Consider the following 17,522-nt stretch of genomic DNA (forward strand, 5'->3'; position numbering starts at 1 on the left):
CAACGTGTAGTGCAGCGACGCACCGGGCCAGGGTTCCGTCCGTTTTTCAATCCCCGGTCTGTTTCGTCTTTCGCTGCCACGTGCTGGCGGGAGGGGGCCCGGACATTCTCGGAACGCCATGTCGCTGATCCTGATCCTCGCTCTGCCGTTTGCCGGCAGCCTGTGCGCCGCGCTGCTGCCCTCCAACGCCCGCAATGCCGAAGCGTGGTTGGCCGGCCTGATCGCCATGGCCTGTGTGGTTCTGACTGCCAGTCTGTACCCGGAAGTCGCCAATGGCGGCGTGATCCGGGCGGATATACCTTGGGCGCCCGCCCTGGGCCTGCAATTCACCCTGCGCATGGACGGCTACGCCTGGCTGTTTGCGCTGATCGTGTCCGGCATGGGCGCGCTGGTCGTCCTGTATGCGCGTTACTACATGTCACCGGAAGATCCGGTGCCGCGCTTCTTCTCGTTCTTCCAGGCCTTCATGGCCGCCATGCTGGGCGTGGTGCTGTCGGGCAACCTGATCCAGCTGGTGATGTTCTGGGAAATGACCAGTCTGGCCTCGTTCATGTTGATCGCCTATTGGCATCACCGTCTGGACGCCCGCCGTGGCGCGCGCATGGCCTTGACGGTGACGGGCGGGGGCGGGCTGTGCCTGCTGGCCGGGGTGCTCATCCTGGGCCATATCGTGGGCAGCTACGACATGGACCGCGTGCTGGCCTCGGGCGATCTGGTGCGCGCCGACCCCTGGTACCCGGCGGTATTGGTGTTGGTGGCGCTGGGCGCCCTGACCAAAAGCGCGCAATTCCCGTTCCATTTCTGGTTGCCCAACGCCATGGCGGCGCCGACGCCGGTGTCCGCCTACCTGCATTCGGCCACGATGGTGAAGGCGGGGGTCTTTCTGCTGGCGCGTTTCTGGCCGGTGCTTGCCGGCACCGACCAGTGGTTCTGGATCATTGGCGGGGCGGGGCTGATCACGCTGGTGCTGGGCGCCTACGCCGCGATCTTCCAGCAGGACATGAAAGGGGTGCTGGCGTATTCGACGATCAGCCACCTTGGCTTGATTACGTTGCTGCTGGGGCTGAACAGCGAATTGGCGCTGGTGGCCGCCATCTTCCACATGATCAACCACGCTACCTTCAAAGCATCGCTATTCATGGCGGCGGGGGTGGTCGACCACGAAACCGGCACGCGCGACCTCAGCCGGCTTTCCGGGCTGTACAAGGCCATGCCCATCACCGCCACGTTGGCGATGGTGGCGGCGGCGTCGATGGCGGGGGTGCCGCTGCTGAACGGCTTCCTGTCCAAGGAAATGTTCTTCGCCGAGACCACATTCGTCAGCGGCGACCGGATCACCCAGATCGGCCTGCCGCTGATGGCCACCATTGCCGGCGCGTTCAGCGTGGCCTATTCGCTGCGTTTCATCCTTCAGGTGTTCTTCGGCCCGCCGGCGACCGACCTGCCGCGCGCGCCGCATGAGCCGCCGCGCTGGATGCTGTTCCCCAGCGCATTGCTGGTGTTCATGTGCCTGCTGGTGGGGGTGTTGCCCGGCCTGACGGTCGGCCCGTTCCTGGCGACCGCGGCGCAGAGCATCCTGGGCAGCAACATGCCCGAATACAGCCTGGCCGTCTGGCACGGCTTGAATCTGCCGCTGGTGATGAGCCTGGTGGCCACCGCGGCCGGCGTGTTGCTGTACCTGGCGCTGCGCGCGCACCAACGCGCCAATCCGGGACGAGTGCCATTCATCTATCGCCTGGACGGTCGTCGCACCTTTGAAACGCTGCTGGATGGTTCCAGCGTCGCGGCGGCCTGGCTGCTGCGCTGGGTGGCGTCGTCGCGCCTGCAAGTGCAAATGCTGCTGATCGTGCTGGGCACCTTGTTCGTGGCGTGGCTGCCGCTGCGCGCGGGCGGTTGGCTGGAAGGCACCGGCCGCATGACGCCGATCGATCCGGCGTTTGCGCTGCTGTGGCTAGTGGGCGGAGCCTGCGCCGTGGCGGCGGCCTATCAGGCCAAGTACCACCGCCTGGCGTCGTTGGCGCTGGCGGGCGGCGCGGGCCTGATCACCTGCCTGACGTTCGTGTGGTTTTCCGCGCCCGACCTGGCACTGACCCAGCTTTCGGTTGAAGTGGTCACCGTGGTGTTGCTGTTGTTGGGCTTGCGCTGGCTGCCTCGCCGGATCGAGCAGGACGACGAGGAAACCCTCAAGGCCACGCTGCGCGCCCGAGGCCGCCGTTTCCGTGACTTGCTGATGGCCACGGCCGCCGGCACCGGCATGGCGGCGCTGGCTTACGCGGTGCTGGTGCGGCCCCAAGGCGAGACCATCTCCTCCTACTTCGTGGATCGCGCGCTGCCCGACGGCGGCGGCACCAACGTGGTGAACGTGATCCTGGTGGACTTCCGTGGCTTTGATACGTTCGGCGAGATCACGGTGCTGGGCATCGTCGCGCTGACCGTCTACGCGCTGTTGCGTCGTTTCCGGCCGGCGGCCGAAAGCGCGGATTTGCCGCGTCAGCAGAAGGATCAGGACGGCGGCGTACCGGCCGCGCCCGACATCAAGTCGCAGGTGCCCGAGGGCTCGATGATGGTGCCCACGATCCTGGTGCGCCTGTTGTTGCCCACCGCTGCCTTGATATCGGTGTATTTCCTGCTGCGCGGCCATAACCAGCCGGGTGGCGGTTTTGTCGGCGGACTGATTTTCGCCACCTCCGTCATCCTGCAATACATGGTGGGTGGCGTGTATTGGGTGGAGTCGCGCAGCCGGCTCAACCCGCAGAATTGGATCGGCATCGGCCTTTTGGCCGCCGGCGTCGCGGCAGTGACCGCGTGGCTGGCCTACAAGCCGTTCCTGGCCGCGCTGGCCTGGGATGTTGCGCTGCCGATCATCGGTCACGTGCATCTGTCCAGTGTGCTGCTGTTCGACCTGGGCGTGTACATGCTGGTCGTGGGCTCCACCGTGCTGGTGCTGGTGGCGCTGGCTCACCAATCGCTGCGCGCGCAACGCAAGGCCGCCGCCGAGATCCAGGCGGCCGCCACACAAACAGGGGAAGCCTGATGGAATTGATCTATGCCGTCGCGATCGGCGTGTTGGCGGGCTCGGGGGTCTGGCTGCTGCTGCGGCCGCGCACCTTCCAGTTCATCATGGGCCTGTCGCTGGTTTCCTATGCGGTGAATCTCTTCATCTTCGGCATGGGCCGGCTGACCTCCGGCCGCCCGCCGGTGGTGGACCCCGCCATGGCGCATGATCCTTCCTGGTACGCCGACCCGCTGCCGCAGGCGCTGGTCCTGACGGCCATTGTGATTGGTTTTGCCACCACGGCGCTGTTCCTGGTCGTGCTGCTGGCCTCGCGCGGCTTGACGGGTACCGACCACGTTGATGGAAGGGAGTCCCAATCTTGAGTTTCTGGCTTCAACACCTTCCTGTATTACCGATCATCACGCCGCTGCTCGCGGGCGCGGCGATGTTGCTGCTTGCCGATACCAGCCGCTACACGCGAGGCGCGATTTCGGTGGTCGCCACCTTGGCCCAACTGACTGCGGCCATTGCGCTGCTGGTGGTGGCGGGCGGCGGCGTGCCCGGCGTCTGGCCCGATGGGGTAGGGGTCTACCTGGTGGGCGACTGGCCCGCGCCGTTTGGCATCGTGCTGGTCGTGGACCGGTTGGCCGCCGTCATGCTGACGCTGACTGCCGTGCTGGGCTTGTCGACGCTGATCTATGCGTTGGCTCGCTGGGACCGCGCGGGCGTCCATTTCCATTCCTTGTTCCAGTTCTTGCTGATGGGCTTGAACGGCGCCTTCCTGACGGGCGACCTGTTCAATCTGTTCGTCTTCTTTGAAGTGCTGCTGGCCGCATCCTATGGCTTGCTCTTGCATGGCTCGGGCGTGGCGCGCGTCAGCGCGGGTCTGCAATATATCGCCGTGAACCTGGTGGCCTCGTTCCTGCTGCTAATCAGCATTGCGTTGATCTACGGCGTGACGGGTACGCTGAACATGGCGGATCTGGCCTTGCGCGCCGGCAACCTGACGGGCGCCGATCGCATGCTGTTTGAAGCCGGTGCCGCCATCCTTGGGGTGGCCTTCCTGGTGAAGGCCGGCGCCTGGCCGCTGAACTTCTGGCTGGTGAAAGGCTATGGCTCGGCCGGAGCGCCGATCGCAGCCATGTTTTCCATCATGACCAAGGTCGGTATCTATGCGTTGCTGCGCATCGGGTCGCTGTTGCTGCCGTCCGGTGCGCCGGCGGCCTTCAGCCTGGACTGGATGTTTGCCGCCGGCCTGGCCACCTTGTTGTTCGGGGCGCTTGGCCTGTTGGCGACCCAGCAATTGGAAAAAATGGTGGGGTACTGCGTCATTGTGTCGGCCGGCACATTGCTGACGGCGCTGGGCATGCCCGGGGTCACGCTGACCGGCCCCGCGCTGTTCTACCTGATCAGCTCGGTGCTGACGACGGGCGCGTTCTTCATGCTGGCTGAACTGATCGAGCGCACGCGCAGCTTCGGCGCCAACGTGCTGGCCGTGACGCTGGATGCGTTCGACCTGGACGACCCGGCCTCGGTTAATCGTTCCGATGACGTCGTGGGCGTGGCGATTCCGGCGGCGATGGCTTTCCTGGGGCTGGCCTTCATCTGCTGCGCCTTGCTGGTGACGGGCCTGCCGCCCTTGTCCGGCTTCGTGGCCAAGTTCTCGCTGCTGTCGGCGGCCGTGTCCGCCGCCACGGAGTCCGCGCCGCCGCTGGATGCATGGATTCTGGTGGCAGCCGTGCTGGTGTCGGGTCTGGCCGGACTGGTGGGTCTGGGCCGTACGGGCATCCGCGTCTTCTGGGCCAGCGACGACCGCAGCACGCCACGTCTGCGCGTGATCGAAGCAGGGCCGGTGGCCGTGTTGCTGCTGTTGTGCGTGGGCCTGGCTGCCGGCGCGGGTCCGGTGTCGGCCTATCTGGATGACGCCGCGCGCTCGCTGGATCAACCCAAGTCCTACATTGACGCCGTCATGTCCGCGCAGACCGTGCGCGGCGCCCAGGGAGGAAGCTGATGCGCCGCCTTTACTTCCTGTTCCTGCCATTGTTCCTGTTCGTCCTGTGGCTGGTGCTGAACGAAAGCCTGTCCGCGGGCCAGATTGCGCTGGGCGTGGCGTTGGCGCTGTGGTTTACATGGGCCGCCTCGCGCTTGCGTCCGCTGCGTGCGCGGCCGCACCGCTTGTGGAAGGCGGTGCCGCTGTTTCTGCACGTCACGATGGACATCATCAAGTCCAATGTGGCGGTGGCCAAACTGATCCTGAATCCGCGCCGCAATGACTTTTCGCCCGGGTTCATCATGATCCCGCTCACCATGCGTGATCCGCACGGACTGGCGATGCTGGCTTGCATCGTTACCTATACGCCGGGCACGGTCTGGGTGGACCTGACCCCCGATCACCGCCTGAAATTGCATGTGCTGGATCTTCAGAATGAAGACGACTGGATCAAGCTCGTGCAGGAGCGCTACGAGCGCCCGTTGATGGAGATGTTTGAATGACGATGAATACCGCACTGTATTGGGCAGCGTCCTTTGCCCTGGTGTGCTTTGCGCTGGGCATGGTGTTTGCCGCCGTCCGCCTGCTGCGCGGCCCCACCGCGCAGGACCGCGTCCTGGCGCTGGACACGCTGTACATCAACGGCATGCTGACCATGCTGGTTTTCGGCATCCGTTCAGGGTCGTCGCTGTACTTTGATATTGCGCTGCTGATCGCGCTGTTCGGGTTTGTCGGGTCCACCGCGATGGCCCGCTTCCTGTTGCGCGGCGAGGTGATCGAGCCATGATCGAAACCACCATCCCCTTGTGGGCCGGCATTCCCGCCTGCATCTTGCTGGTGCTGGGCGGACTGCTGGCACTGACGGGTTCTGCCGGCTTGCTGCGTTTTCGCACGTTCTATGCCCGCATTCATGCGCCCACGCTGGGCAACACCCTGGGGTGCGGTTGCGTGCTGACGTCATCCATCCTGGTGTTCTCGGCCTTGTCGGCCCGTCCGGTGTTCCATGAAGTCATCATCACGCTGCTGCTGGTTGTGTCGTCGCCGGTCACGGCCATGTTGCTGATGCGCGCCGCGACCTACCGCAACCGGCTGACCAAGGCCGACGCGGATTTCGACGCCCGCTAGGCTGGTAACAAGCGACACGGCATGTGAACGGGCAAGCGCATGCTGCGGCGCGGCATGCGCCAGGACAGGGGCTGACCGCCCCTGTTTTTTCGTCCCTACGCACTTCCTCGCAGATTTGGCGCTTGATACGTAACCTTACGAATTCAAGTTGCTGGACATGTCCCCGACGCCGCATCGTGGGATAGTGGTTGCAAGCAAGCGGCAGGACGGACGAGTGGTCTTGACCGCTTACGGTTCAATTCTCTCAAGGAGCTGGCCATGAACGTACGACCCATGCATACCAAACGCCTAGCGGCTACCCTCTGCGCGGCGGGCTTGATGTTGGCCGCGGGCGCGGTCCACGCGGCAGATGCGATCGGCCGCGCCGCCATCCAGTCCCAGTACGAACAGGACGTGGCGAAGTGCAAGAGCGGCAACACCAACCAGGACCGCGCGACTTGCATGCGCGAAGCCGGTGCCGCGCGCGATGAGTCCAATCGCCAGAATCTGAAGGAAGGCACCATGGATCAGCATCAGCAGAACATGGTCGACCGCTGCAATCGCCTGCCCGCGACGTCACGGCAGGATTGCGTGACCCAGATGACATCGCCCACCAATGTGCGCGGCAGCGTGCAGGGCGGCGGGGTGCTGCGTGAAACGGTGATCCAGGTGCCCGCGGATAGCGTCCCGCCGGCCAACACCGCACCCGCGCCGGGCATGGCGCCTGCTCCCGGCATGGCGCCCGCGCCGGGGACGGGCGGCATGAACGCTCCGATGCGCCAATAACGGCCGGATAGGGCACAACAGCGCGCACAGCCGCCGCCACATTCAGGCAAAATGGCGGCTGTTGCGCTTTTCCGCTCTTGTTTTCCGCCCTTGTTCCGTCATTATTCACGCATCCCATGTCCGACGTCATCGCCCTGATTTTCGATTTCGACGACACGCTGGCCTCGGACAGCACGTCCGGCTTCCTGGAAAGCATCGGCGTGGACACGGCCTCGTTCTGGAAGGACGAGGTTGACCCGCTGCTGTCCCGGCAGGACTGGGACCCCGTGCCTGCTTATCTGTACAAGATGATCCAGCTGTCCCAGGCGGGCACGCATGGCCTGATCACGCAACAGCGCTTGCAGGAATGGGGCTCGCGGCTGGAACTGCACGACGGCGTGCCGACGCTGTTCCAACGCCTGCGGGCGGCCGTGCGGGCCGAACAGCCGCAAGTCCAGCTGGAGTTCTACCTGATCTCCAGCGGTATCGGCGATGTGGTGCGTTCCACGCCGATCGCACATGAATTCACCGAGATCTGGGCGTCTGAGTTTGTCTATGGCGATGATGGCGGCATCACGTTCCCGCGCCGTATCGTCAGCTTCACCGACAAGACACGCTATCTGTTCCACATCCAGAAGGGCATCATCGGGCGCGACTTCCGCAATAAACCCTTCGAGGTGAACCGCAAGGTGCCCGAAGACCGCTTGCGCGTGCCGTTCGATCAAATGGTGTTCGTCGGCGACGGCTACACCGACATTCCCTGCTTTTCGCTTATCCGCAAGGCGGGGGGCTTTGCCTTCGGTGTGTGGGACCCGAAACATCGCGACAAGCGCAGCCGCGCCTGGGGTTTCATCGAAGAAGGGCGCGTGTCGAACCTGAACCAGGCCCGCTATGACGAACAGGCCGAGCTGTACCAGTGGCTGGAAGAAGCCGTGACCAGCCTGGCCGGCCGCATCGCGTTGAAGTCCCGGGTGTACCGTGGTTGAGGCTGACGCCTTGGCGGCGGTTCCCGCCTGGACCGAAGAAGACGCCCGCTACATTCGCCTGGCGCTGGAAGAAGCCCAAGCCGCCTACGACATCGGCGAGGTGCCCGTGGGCGCGCTGGTCGTGTCGGCCAGGGGTGAAATCCTGGGCCGCGGCTATAACCGCACCATCATCGACCACGATCCCACGGCCCACGCCGAGATCGTCGCCTTGCGCAGCGCCGCCCGCCAGTTGGAAAACTACCGGCTGCCCGGCATCACCGTGTACGTCACGCTGGAGCCTTGCGTCATGTGCATTGGCGCCATGCTGCATGCACGGCTGGCGCGCGTCGTGTTCGGCGCCTACGACCCGAAGACCGGTGCCTGCGGCAGCGTGCTGGACGTCGGATCGGTCCCGAAACTCAATCATCACACTTCAGTCACCGGCGGCGTGCTGGCGGAACCCTGCGGCGACCTGCTGCGCCGGTTCTTCCGTGAACGCCGCGCCAAGGAATCCCTAGCATGAGCACCCCCAAAGCCGCCAAGGCGCGCACCAAGGCCGCTACCGGCAAGAAGGCCGCCAACGCCTCCACCGCCGCCGCCGCGCACAACCACGATGACCATGGCCACGGTCCTGCCTGCGATGACAATTGCGGCCACGATCACACCCATGACCATGGTCACACGCTGCCCGACGCGCGTGGCATCTACCTGATCTCGCCGTCGTCCGCCGTGCGCGACCCGGCCACGGTGGAACTGGCGCGCGAACGCCTTCAGCAGCAGGGGTTCAAGACCGCGCTGGACCGCACCGCCTACGCCGAGCACCAGCGCTTTGCGGGCACGGACGCGCAGCGTCTGGCCAGTCTGACCCGCGCCACCAAACAGAAGCTGCCGATTGTCATGGTGACGCGCGGCGGCTACGGAATGGGCCGCCTGCTGCATCAGATCGACTGGAAGGCGATGGCCGACAGCGGCAAGCGCTTTGTGGGCATGAGCGACTTCACGGCCTTCAACCTGGGCCTGTTGGCACAGACCGGCGCCGTCAGCTACACCGGCGCCACCGCCGTGGCGGATTTTGGCGGCAAGAAAGTCGATGACCTGACCGAAGCGCTATTCGGCGAAGTCATGCGCGGTGAACTTGAAATTCTCAGCTTTGAGACCCCGGATGCGGATCCGGTCGATGCTCGCGGCATTCTTTGGGGCGGCAATCTGGCCATGCTGACCTCGCTGCTCGGCACGCCGTACCTGCCCAAGATCCGGGGCGGAATCCTGTTCCTGGAAGACGTGGCGGAACATCCCTACCGCGTCGAACGCATGCTGATCCAACTGTGGCAGGCCGGTATCCTGGCCAAGCAGAAGGCGATCGTGCTGGGCCGTTTCTCGGATTACAAGCTGGCCCCTCACGACAAGGGCTACGACTTGCATGAAGTCGTGGCGTGGCTGCGCCGCACGGTCAAGGTGCCGGTGATCACCGGGCTGCCATACGGCCACGTGGCCACCAAGGCCACGCTGCCCATTGGCCAGAAGGTGGGCATCGCCACGGAAGACGGCCTGGCGCATCTGGTGCTGGACGAACATCACCACTGATCCGGCCACCGCTGGCAAAGCGCCCTCGAGCCCAGGCTTCGGCCCACGGCCCGAGGGCTTTTTTACGCCGAGAGGGCCAGCTAAGGCGTTCTGCTGGCGGCCCGTCCATTGAAATAGGGGCCGCAGCCCCCATTTGGTACACTATCGGGTTTCCTCGCATGCGTCTTCGGACGCCCTCAGACTCAAATACACCGTGATATCCACAGCCAATCTCACCATCCAGTTCGGTCCCAAGCCCCTTTTCGAGAATGTCAGCGTCAAGTTCGGGGAAGGCAACCGGTACGGGCTGATCGGGGCCAATGGGTCCGGTAAGTCTACGTTCATGAAGATCATCGGCGGCGACCTGGAGTCGTCCGGCGGTAACGTATCGCTTGAGCCGGGCGTGCGGTTGGGCAAACTGCGCCAGGACCAGTTCGCGTTTGAAGACCTGCGCGTGCTGGACGTCGTCATGATGGGCCACACCGAGATGTGGGCCGCCATGTCCGAGCGTGACGCGATCTACGCGAACCCGGAAGCGACGGAAGACGACTACATGCGCGCCGCCGACCTGGAAGCCAAGTTCGCCGAGTACGACGGCTATACGGCCGAAGCGCGCGCCGGTGAATTGCTGCTGGGCCTGGAAATCGCCGTTGACCTGCACAACCTGCCGATGCGCGAAGTGGCGCCGGGTTGGAAGCTGCGCGTGCTGCTGGCACAGGCGCTGTTCTCGAACCCCGACGTCCTGCTGCTGGACGAGCCGACCAACAACCTGGACATCAACACGATCCGCTGGTTGGAAAACGTGCTCAACGGCTACCAGAGCACGATGATCATCATCAGCCACGATCGTCACTTCCTGAACCAGGTGTGCACGCACATGGCTGACGTGGACTACGGTGAAATCCGCATCTACGCCGGCAACTACGACGACTACATGCTGGCCTCCACCCAGGCCCGCGAGCGCCTGGTGTCCAACAACGCCAAGGCCAAAGAGCGTGTTGCCGAACTGCAAGACTTTGTCCGCCGCTTTGCGGCCAACAAGTCCAAGTCGCGCCAGGCCACGTCGCGTCTGAAGCAGATCGATCGCATCAAGGCCGATCAGGTCGTGGTGAAGCCGTCGTCGCGTCAGAACCCGTACATCCGCTTCGAGCAGAACAAGGTCATGCACCGCCTGGCCGTCACCGTCGAAAACCTGACCAAGGCCTACGACGCGCCCGTGATCACCAAGTTCTCGGCCATGGTCGATGCCGGCGAAAAGATCGCCATCATCGGCGCCAACGGCGTCGGCAAGACGACCTTGCTGCGCCTCCTGGCCACCCAGCTGCAACCGGATTCGGGATCGGTGAAATGGTCCGATAACGCCGATCTGGGCTATATGGCGCAGGACGTGTCCGACCAGTTCCTGCAAACCGACATCAACCTGCTGGACTGGATGGGCGACCATCGCCAGCCTGGCGACGACGACCAGTCGATCCGCTCGGTGCTGGGCCGCCTGCTGTTCTCGGCCGATGACCTGCCCAAGGCCCCCAAAGTCCTGTCGGGTGGCGAAAAGAATCGCATGACCTTCGGCCGCCTGATGCTGCGCCGGCACAACGTCATGCTGCTGGACGAGCCCACCAACCACTTGGACATGGAATCGATCGAATCGCTGCAATTCGCGCTGGAAAAGTACGAAGGCACGCTGATCTTCGTGTCGCACGACCGTGAATTCGTGTCTGGTCTGGCTACCCGCGTGATCGAAATCCTGCCCACGGGCGAGATCATCGACTACCGCGGCGGCTACGAAGACTACCTGGAATCGCGCGGCATCGAGGCCTGAGCCTGGTAGTGCGCCCGACTGCCCCGCCGCGAACATGGCGGGGCAGTGGTTCAGCTTCCGATCGTCATGCCGCCGTTGGCATACAGGTGTTGGCCCGTCATGTATGACGCTGCGTCCGACAACAGGAAGCACACCGGCCACGCCACTTCAGCCGGTTGGCCGAAGCGGCCCAACGGAATCTGCGACAAGTAGGTGTCGCGGAATTTGTCACCGCGTATCGTCTCGGTCATGGGGGTTTCCACCACGCCGAAACCGATCGTGTTCACGCGGATCCCGTATTTGCCCCATTCGCGGGCGGCGCTCATCGTCATTCCCAACACCCCGGATTTTGCCGCGGCGTAATTGATCTGCCCGATCGTGCCCCGGCGTCCAGCGTCGGACGTGATGTTCACGACCGAACCGCCAGGCCGCCCGGTTTCCCGAGCGACGGCCAGCATGTGGCGGCCAGCGGCTTGCAGGAAATGGAACGACCCCGTCAGGTGCACATTGAGGACCTGGTTCCATGCGTCCACCGACATCTTTTCGATCATGGCCGTGCGCGTGATGCCGGCATTGTTCACCAGACCATCGACGCCGCCGAAGTGCGCCGCGGCGCGTTCGACCACGGACGGTGCGAAATCCGGATCAGACACATCGCCCGCCATCGTCAGCAAGGCGTCGCCTGCCGCGCGCTGAAAATCGGCCAATGCGTCCGCGTTCATGTCGACGGCGGTGACGCGAGCCCCCAACTGCAAGGCCAGTTCGCTGATGGCACGCCCGATGCCTTGGGCGGCGCCCGTCACGATGATGCTGCGCTGGGTTAGCAGGCAGGGGGCGGAGGATGGCAAGTTCATGGTGTCTCCAGGAAGGTCATTCAGGACATGGGGGGCAGACATCGCGCGTCAGTCCCATTGAAACAGGGCGGGCTGCTTGTCCATGAAGCGGCGCGCGGCCTCGCGGTGGAAGGCGCTATCGCGGCAGAGGGCCTGGGCCATCGCCTCTTGGGCGTAAACGGCCTCGCGCGTGGATTCAAAGCTGCGGTTCATGACCGTCTTGGCCAGGCCCAGGGCCTGCGTCGGGGCGGCATGAAAGCGTGCCGCCATCTCGATGGCCCGATTCAGCGCGTTGTCGCTCACTTCCTGCACCATGCCCAGGCGCAAGGCTTCGTCCGCGTCGCACACGCGGGCCGTGAAGACCAGTTCCTTGGCTCGCGGCAATCCCACCGCGCGTGGCAGCAGGTACATGCCCAGCAGATCGGGCACATAACCGATGCGTGCGAACACCGCGCAGAACGTCGCGCTGCGTTCCGCGATCACGTAGTCCGTGCACAGCGCCAGCGACAAGCCGGCCCCGAACGCGGCGCCGTCCACGGCGCAGATGACGGGTTTTTCCAGATCCACCAGCATGTCGAACCACCGCTGGATATGGCGGATGCGGTCGCGGCCTTCAAATGCGCCCCGGCCTTCCGCGTGTGCCTGCGAGAGCGACTTGATGTCGCCACCGGCGCAGAAATGGCCGCCTGAACCGGTCAGCACGACCGCCTTGATGGTGTCGTCGTCGCGCACTTCCCGCAGGGCGCGGTCGAATGCCTCGCGCATTTCCATGGTCAGTGCATTGCGCTGGCTTGGACGGTCCATGCTCAGGACTGCGGTGGCGCCGTGGCGCGTGATGTTCAATGCCATGTGGATGACTCCAGAGGGTTGCGATAGAGGAGCGTGCGCGGCCTTATTGGGCTTTCAAGCCAAGGTCGCGGGCAACGGGCAGCCAGCGGTCCCGTTCGGCTTGCACGAAGGTGGCGAAGACCTTGGCGTTGCCCGGCATCGAGACCGCGCCGATCGCGGTCAGCTTGCGTTGCAAGTCCGGCTGGCCCAGGGCGTGGTTGACCTCCTGATTCACGCGCTCGACCACGGCGGCAGGCGTGCCGGCGGGCGCCACCAGGCCGAACCAGGCGCTGGCGTCGATGCCGGTGTATCCCAGTTCAGCCGCCGTCGGCACGTCGGGAAGGCCAGCGAAGCGCTTGTCGTCCAGCAAGGCGAACGGGCGGATCTTGCCGGCCTGGGCCTGCGTCATGCAGGATGGCAGGGCGTCGAACATCATGTCGGTGCTGCTGCCCATCAAGCCGACGATGGCCGGTGCGCTGCCCTGGTACGGCACGTGGGTGACTTGGAATCCGAGTTTGCTGACGGCGTATTCACCGGCCAGATACGTGATGTTGCCGGTGCCGGCCGAGCCCATCGTCAGCTTGCCCGGCGCCTGTTTGCCCAACGCGATCAGGGCCTTGATGTCGGGCGCCGGTAAATCATGGCGCACCACCAGCAGCAATGGCGATTTCGCCATGCCCGATACCGGCACGAAGTCACGAGCCGGGTCGTAGGTCATCTTGGCGTACAGCGCCTGGTTGACCACCAGTGGCGCGTTCGAGCCCACGAAGAACGTCTTGCCGTCCGGCTTGGCGCGGGCGACATGATCGGCGGCGATCATGCCCGCCGCACCTGGTTTGTTTTCGACGATGATGGGAGCGCCGCCGGCCTTGCTCATTTCCTGGGCGACCAGCCGCGCGATCTGATCGGCAGCGCCTCCCGGCGGATAGGGCACGACGAAGCGGACAGGGGCGTCCTGGGCGAAGCCTGGCGCCGACAGCAACGCGGCAAGGACCAGGGCGCCGCGCGCGGCTACGGTGAAAATCGGCATGATGTTGTCTCCTTTGGGGCGGGGCGTTCAGACGACGCCCTTGGCTTTCAATTCGGCAATGCGGGATGCGCTCAGGCCCAGCCTGTCGCGCAGCACGTCATCGGTGTGCTGGCCGAGGTCTGGCGCCGCGTGTTCGTAGCGCATGGGCGTGGCGCTCATGCGGATGGGGTTGGCGACCGCCGGCGTCGGCACGCCCGAGGCGTGCGGCAATGACAGTTGCATGCCGCGATGGCGTACCTGCGGGTCCTGGAATACCTGTTCGATGTTGTAGATGGGGCCACAAGGCACCCCCGCCTCTTGCAGCACGTCCACCCATTCCAGCATCGGCCGGGCCAACATCGCCTGGGCGATGGGCGGAATCAGCGTGGCCCGGTTCCGGTTGCGTTGGGCTGCCGAGGCGTAGCGCTCGTCGGCCGCGAGTTCCAGGCATCCAATCGCCGCGCAGAATGCGCGGTACTGGCCGTCATTGCCCACCGCGACGATCACTGAACCTTCCTGGCAGGCAAACACCTGATACGGGACCATGTTGGAATGGGCGTTGCCCATGCGTTGCGGCACCTTGCCCGACAAAAAGTAGTTGATCGCCTGGTAGGACGAAATCGTGACCACGCAATCCAGCAAGGCCATGTCGATATGCTGGCCTTCACCGCTGACGTGCCGGTGTTCCAGCGCGGCCAGGATGGCGGTGCTGGTGTATACGCCGGTCAGCAGATCGGTGATGGCGATACCGGACTTCATCGGTTCGCCGTCGGGTTCGCCGGTGATGCTCATCAAGCCGCCCATGCCCTGGAACACGAAGTCGTAGCCGGGCAGGGGGGCATAGGGGCCATCCTGGCCGAATCCCGTGACCGAACAGTAGATCAGCCGGGGATTGATCTCGCGCAGGCTGTCGTAGTCCAGGCCGTAGCGGGCCAGCGTACCGACCTTGTAGTTCTCGACCAGCACGTCGGAATCGCGAGCCAGATCGCGGATCAGCGCTTGGCCTTCGGGGGCGGCAAGGTCCACGGTGACGGACCTTTTGCCCCGGTTGGCGCTCAGGAAATAGGACGAGTCCCGGGTTTCCTCGCCGTTTGCGCCAACCAGGAAGGGCGGTCCCCAGCCCCGCGTATCGTCACCCGCCCGCGGCCGTTCGATCTTGATGACGTCTGCGCCCATATCGGCCAACGTTTGCGTGGCCCAAGGTCCCGCCAGCACGCGAGTCAGATCCAGGACCTTCAAATGGGACAGCGCGCCGCGCGTGGGCGCGGCGGTGTTTTTGTCTCGTTTCATGTCGCTCCGATCGGGGTGGCCCCGTTATGCGTGGCTTCACGGTAATAAGCCGCCCGGAGCAAGTCCAATATCGTTTTCCGTGCTTGCGATTCGAGTTACGTATCGCAAGCCGCAGGGTCCAGCCCTTTGGGCGGCGGGCCGTGCGGTATTCAGCCCGCCGCAATCTACGCTGGGCTATCATCCGGGTAAACCCTGGCATTCCCCGTGCCGGGCTCCATACCGGTAGTCATGTCTCCCACACCCCACACCACGCCCGACGGCGCTCCCATCGGGACGTTCGCGTTGACGACGCGCATTGTCGCGATCGCGTTTTTCACCTTCATCTGCTATCTGGCCATTGGCTTGCCCCTGGCGGTATTGCCGGGCTACGTGCACGGTAATCTGGGCTATGGCTCGGTACTGGCCGGGCTGGCCATCAGCGTGCAGTACGTGGCGACGCTGCTCAGCCGCTCGCATGCTGGCCGCATGGCCGACACGGTGGGGCCGAAGCAAACGGTGGTGATCGGCATGGTCGCGTGCGCGGCCAGTGGCGTTTTCCTGCTGCTAGCCTACGCATTCGAGCGCAGTGCCTGGCTCAGCCTGACCGCAATCCTCATCAGTCGCTTGGCGCTGGGTTTCGGTGAAAGCTGGGTCGGCACGGGTTCGGCTACCTGGGCAATCGCCCGCGTCGGTCCCTTGCACACCGCCCGCGTCATTTCGTGGAACGGCATCTGCACCTATGGCGGCCTGGCGCTCGGTGCGCCCTTGGGCGTTCATCTGGAAACCAAATGGAGCATGGGTGCGCTGGGCGGCATGGTCTTGCTGCTGGGGCTTCTCGGGCTGGGCCTGGCCATCACGCGCGCCGCGGTGGCGATCGTGGGCGGCCACCGCATGGCGTTCAAGAGCGTGGTGTTGCGCGTCTTCCCGCACGGCATGGCATTGGGGTTGGGGTCCGTGGGTTTTGGCACCTTGGCGGCCTTCGTGGCGCTGTACTACGCCAGCTTCTCCTGGGAAGGGGCGGCGAATGCGCTGAGTGCGTTCGGCTGCGCGTTCATTGGCGTGCGCTTGCTGTTTGCCGGCACCATCACGCGCTATGGCGGCTTCCGGGTGGCGCAGGTGTCGTTCCTGGTGGAAGCGGCAGGGCTGTTGCTGTTGTGGTTGGCGCCCAATCCCACCGCTGCGCTGCTCGGCGCGGCGCTGACCGGGTGTGGCTTTGCGCTGGTGTTCCCCGCGATTGGCGTGGAAGCGGTGGCGCGCGTGCCGGCGGGCAGCCGGGGGGCGGCACTGGGCGCGTATTCGGCCTTCCTGGACCTGGCACTAGGCGTGACGGGGCCCATCGCCGGCTACATCTCAAGCGGTTATGGCTACCCATCCATCTTCCTGGCCGCTGCCGCCGCCGTGCTGGTGGGCTTCATGATCGCGTTTGGCTTGCAGCGCCATGCCAACCGCGCACTGGCCGCCGGTCAACCGGTGCGGTAGGGTCTCTTTAATTACTAAAAGAAGTTAAGACATTCAATATTGATCGTTTGAATTCATATAACGAATTGTTAGATTAGGCCTCGTTCCCACGCGCGCCCACGATTCGTTCCATGAACCTGACCTTCGATCACGTCCACAAGCACTTCGGCGATCTGCCCGTTGTGGAGGGCTTTACCAGCGAAATCAAGACCGGCGAGCTGGTCGCCCTGGTCGGCCCGTCGGGCTGCGGAAAATCCACGTTGCTGCATCTGGCGGCCGGGCTGGAAAAGCCCACGCAAGGCAGCGTGCTGGCCGACGGCCAGGCCGTGCCCGGCCCGCATCCCAGCCGCACGCTGGTGTTCCAGGAACATGCCTTGTACCCGTGGCTGACCCTGGAAGACAACGTGGCGCTGGCGCTGGAATTCCAGAACACGCCCAAGAAGCGCGCTCGTGAAGCGGCTCGCCACTGGCTGGCGCGCGTCAGCCTGGGTGGTTTTGAACACTATTACCCGCATCAGGTGTCGGGCGGCATGCGCCAACGCGCCGCGTTGGCGCGCGCGTTCATCGCGCAACCCAAGACCATGTTGATGGACGAGCCCTTCGGTGCCCTGGACGCGCTGACCCGCCTGAGCCTGCAAGATGTCCTGCGCCAGTTGATCGCGCAGGAAAAGCCCACGGTGCTGCTGGTCACGCACGATGTGGACGAAGCGCTGTTCCTGGCCGACCGCATTGTCGTCTTCAGCCCGCGTCCGGCGCGCGTGTTGCGCGAATTCAATCTGGCGCATCGCGAGAAAACCCACGACCTGTCGGATCTGGCCGCCGAAAAGCGCGAGATCCTGCGCTTGCTCGGCATTGCGGTGGACGGCGCTGCGGCGCATGCCGACCTGGCTCTGGCCGCCTGACCCCCGAATTTGTATTCCAGGCGGCACCACGGCGCCGCCCATC

At 64.7% G+C, this 17,522-nt stretch carries 17 protein-coding genes; 13 read left to right on the forward strand and 4 right to left on the reverse strand.

Going from position 1 to position 17,522, the window contains the following annotated elements:
• The first annotated feature begins 118 nt into the window (after positions 1-118).
• The 11 genes from HV753_RS01450 to HV753_RS01500 all read left to right on the forward strand — a co-directional run bounded on the left by HV753_RS01450 (position 119) and on the right by HV753_RS01500 (position 11,201).
• Positions 119-3,034 (forward strand): monovalent cation/H+ antiporter subunit A, encoded by a 2,916-nt coding sequence (locus HV753_RS01450; RefSeq protein WP_175172640.1) that lies wholly within the window; start codon positions 119-121, stop codon positions 3,032-3,034.
• The gene (locus HV753_RS01455; RefSeq protein ID WP_006227452.1) at positions 3,034-3,378 is read left to right on the forward strand and encodes a Na+/H+ antiporter subunit C; all 345 of its coding nucleotides are present in this window, start codon (positions 3,034-3,036) and stop codon (positions 3,376-3,378) included. Before HV753_RS01450 ends, HV753_RS01455 begins: the two co-directional genes overlap by 1 nt.
• Positions 3,375-5,006 carry a monovalent cation/H+ antiporter subunit D gene (locus tag HV753_RS01460; protein WP_175172641.1) on the forward strand — a complete coding sequence of 544 codons (1,632 nt, stop codon included), beginning with the start codon at positions 3,375-3,377 and terminating at the stop codon, positions 5,004-5,006. Before HV753_RS01455 ends, HV753_RS01460 begins: the two co-directional genes overlap by 4 nt.
• Positions 5,006-5,488 carry a Na+/H+ antiporter subunit E gene (locus HV753_RS01465; protein ID WP_175172642.1) on the forward strand — a complete coding sequence of 161 codons (483 nt, stop codon included), beginning with the start codon at positions 5,006-5,008 and terminating at the stop codon, positions 5,486-5,488. Before HV753_RS01460 ends, HV753_RS01465 begins: the two co-directional genes overlap by 1 nt.
• Positions 5,489-5,490: 2 nt before the next feature.
• Positions 5,491-5,772, forward strand: coding sequence for a K+/H+ antiporter subunit F (locus tag HV753_RS01470; RefSeq protein ID WP_175173626.1), 282 nt, complete (start codon positions 5,491-5,493; stop codon positions 5,770-5,772).
• Positions 5,769-6,110, forward strand: coding sequence for a monovalent cation/H(+) antiporter subunit G (gene mnhG, locus HV753_RS01475; protein ID WP_175172643.1), 342 nt, complete (start codon positions 5,769-5,771; stop codon positions 6,108-6,110). The genes HV753_RS01470 and mnhG overlap by 4 nt, the downstream gene beginning before the upstream one ends.
• 258 nt (positions 6,111-6,368) lie before the next feature.
• Entirely contained in the window at positions 6,369-6,875 is a 507-nt protein-coding gene (locus HV753_RS01480; protein WP_246288114.1) for a hypothetical protein, read from the forward strand.
• 116 nt (positions 6,876-6,991) lie between these two features.
• On the forward strand, positions 6,992-7,840 hold the full coding sequence (locus tag HV753_RS01485; RefSeq protein ID WP_175172644.1) for an HAD family hydrolase: 849 nt from the start codon (positions 6,992-6,994) through the stop codon (positions 7,838-7,840).
• Between the two features lie 10 nt (positions 7,841-7,850).
• Positions 7,851-8,342, forward strand: coding sequence for a tRNA adenosine(34) deaminase TadA (tadA, locus tag HV753_RS01490; RefSeq protein WP_175173628.1), 492 nt, complete (start codon positions 7,851-7,853; stop codon positions 8,340-8,342).
• Entirely contained in the window at positions 8,339-9,403 is a 1,065-nt protein-coding gene (locus tag HV753_RS01495) for an LD-carboxypeptidase (protein WP_175172645.1), read from the forward strand. Before tadA ends, HV753_RS01495 begins: the two co-directional genes overlap by 4 nt.
• A gap of 193 nt (positions 9,404-9,596) precedes the next feature.
• Positions 9,597-11,201: an ABC-F family ATPase gene (locus tag HV753_RS01500; RefSeq protein WP_175172646.1), complete on the forward strand. Its 1,605-nt coding sequence runs from the start codon at positions 9,597-9,599 to the stop codon at positions 11,199-11,201.
• 50 nt (positions 11,202-11,251) lie between these two features.
• On the opposite strand, the gene HV753_RS01505 is transcribed toward HV753_RS01500, so the two are convergent.
• Genes HV753_RS01505 through HV753_RS01520 form a run of 4 tightly spaced genes read right to left on the reverse strand, consistent with a single transcriptional unit; the run spans position 11,252 to position 15,140 of the window.
• Entirely contained in the window at positions 11,252-12,034 is a 783-nt protein-coding gene (locus tag HV753_RS01505) for an SDR family NAD(P)-dependent oxidoreductase (protein WP_175172647.1), read from the reverse strand.
• 48 nt (positions 12,035-12,082) lie between these two features.
• Positions 12,083-12,862 (reverse strand): enoyl-CoA hydratase/isomerase family protein, encoded by a 780-nt coding sequence (locus HV753_RS01510; protein ID WP_175172648.1) that lies wholly within the window; start codon positions 12,860-12,862, stop codon positions 12,083-12,085.
• 43 nt (positions 12,863-12,905) lie between these two features.
• Positions 12,906-13,871 carry a Bug family tripartite tricarboxylate transporter substrate binding protein gene (locus tag HV753_RS01515; RefSeq protein WP_175172649.1) on the reverse strand — a complete coding sequence of 322 codons (966 nt, stop codon included), beginning with the start codon at positions 13,869-13,871 and terminating at the stop codon, positions 12,906-12,908.
• Between the two features lie 27 nt (positions 13,872-13,898).
• On the reverse strand, positions 13,899-15,140 hold the full coding sequence (locus tag HV753_RS01520; RefSeq protein WP_175172650.1) for a CaiB/BaiF CoA transferase family protein: 1,242 nt from the start codon (positions 15,138-15,140) through the stop codon (positions 13,899-13,901).
• A 228-nt stretch (positions 15,141-15,368) separates the two neighbouring features.
• Here HV753_RS01520 and HV753_RS01525 point away from each other — a divergent pair, with 228 nt between their 5' ends.
• Entirely contained in the window at positions 15,369-16,598 is a 1,230-nt protein-coding gene (locus tag HV753_RS01525; RefSeq protein WP_175172651.1) for an MFS transporter, read from the forward strand.
• Positions 16,599-16,708: 110 nt separating this feature from the next.
• Positions 16,709-17,479, forward strand: coding sequence for an ABC transporter ATP-binding protein (locus HV753_RS01530; RefSeq protein ID WP_175172652.1), 771 nt, complete (start codon positions 16,709-16,711; stop codon positions 17,477-17,479).
• Positions 17,480-17,522 lie beyond the last annotated feature (43 nt).

Source organism: Achromobacter pestifer, from assembly GCF_902859625.1.
Classification (GTDB): Bacteria; Pseudomonadota; Gammaproteobacteria; order Burkholderiales; family Burkholderiaceae_B; genus Achromobacter; species Achromobacter pestifer.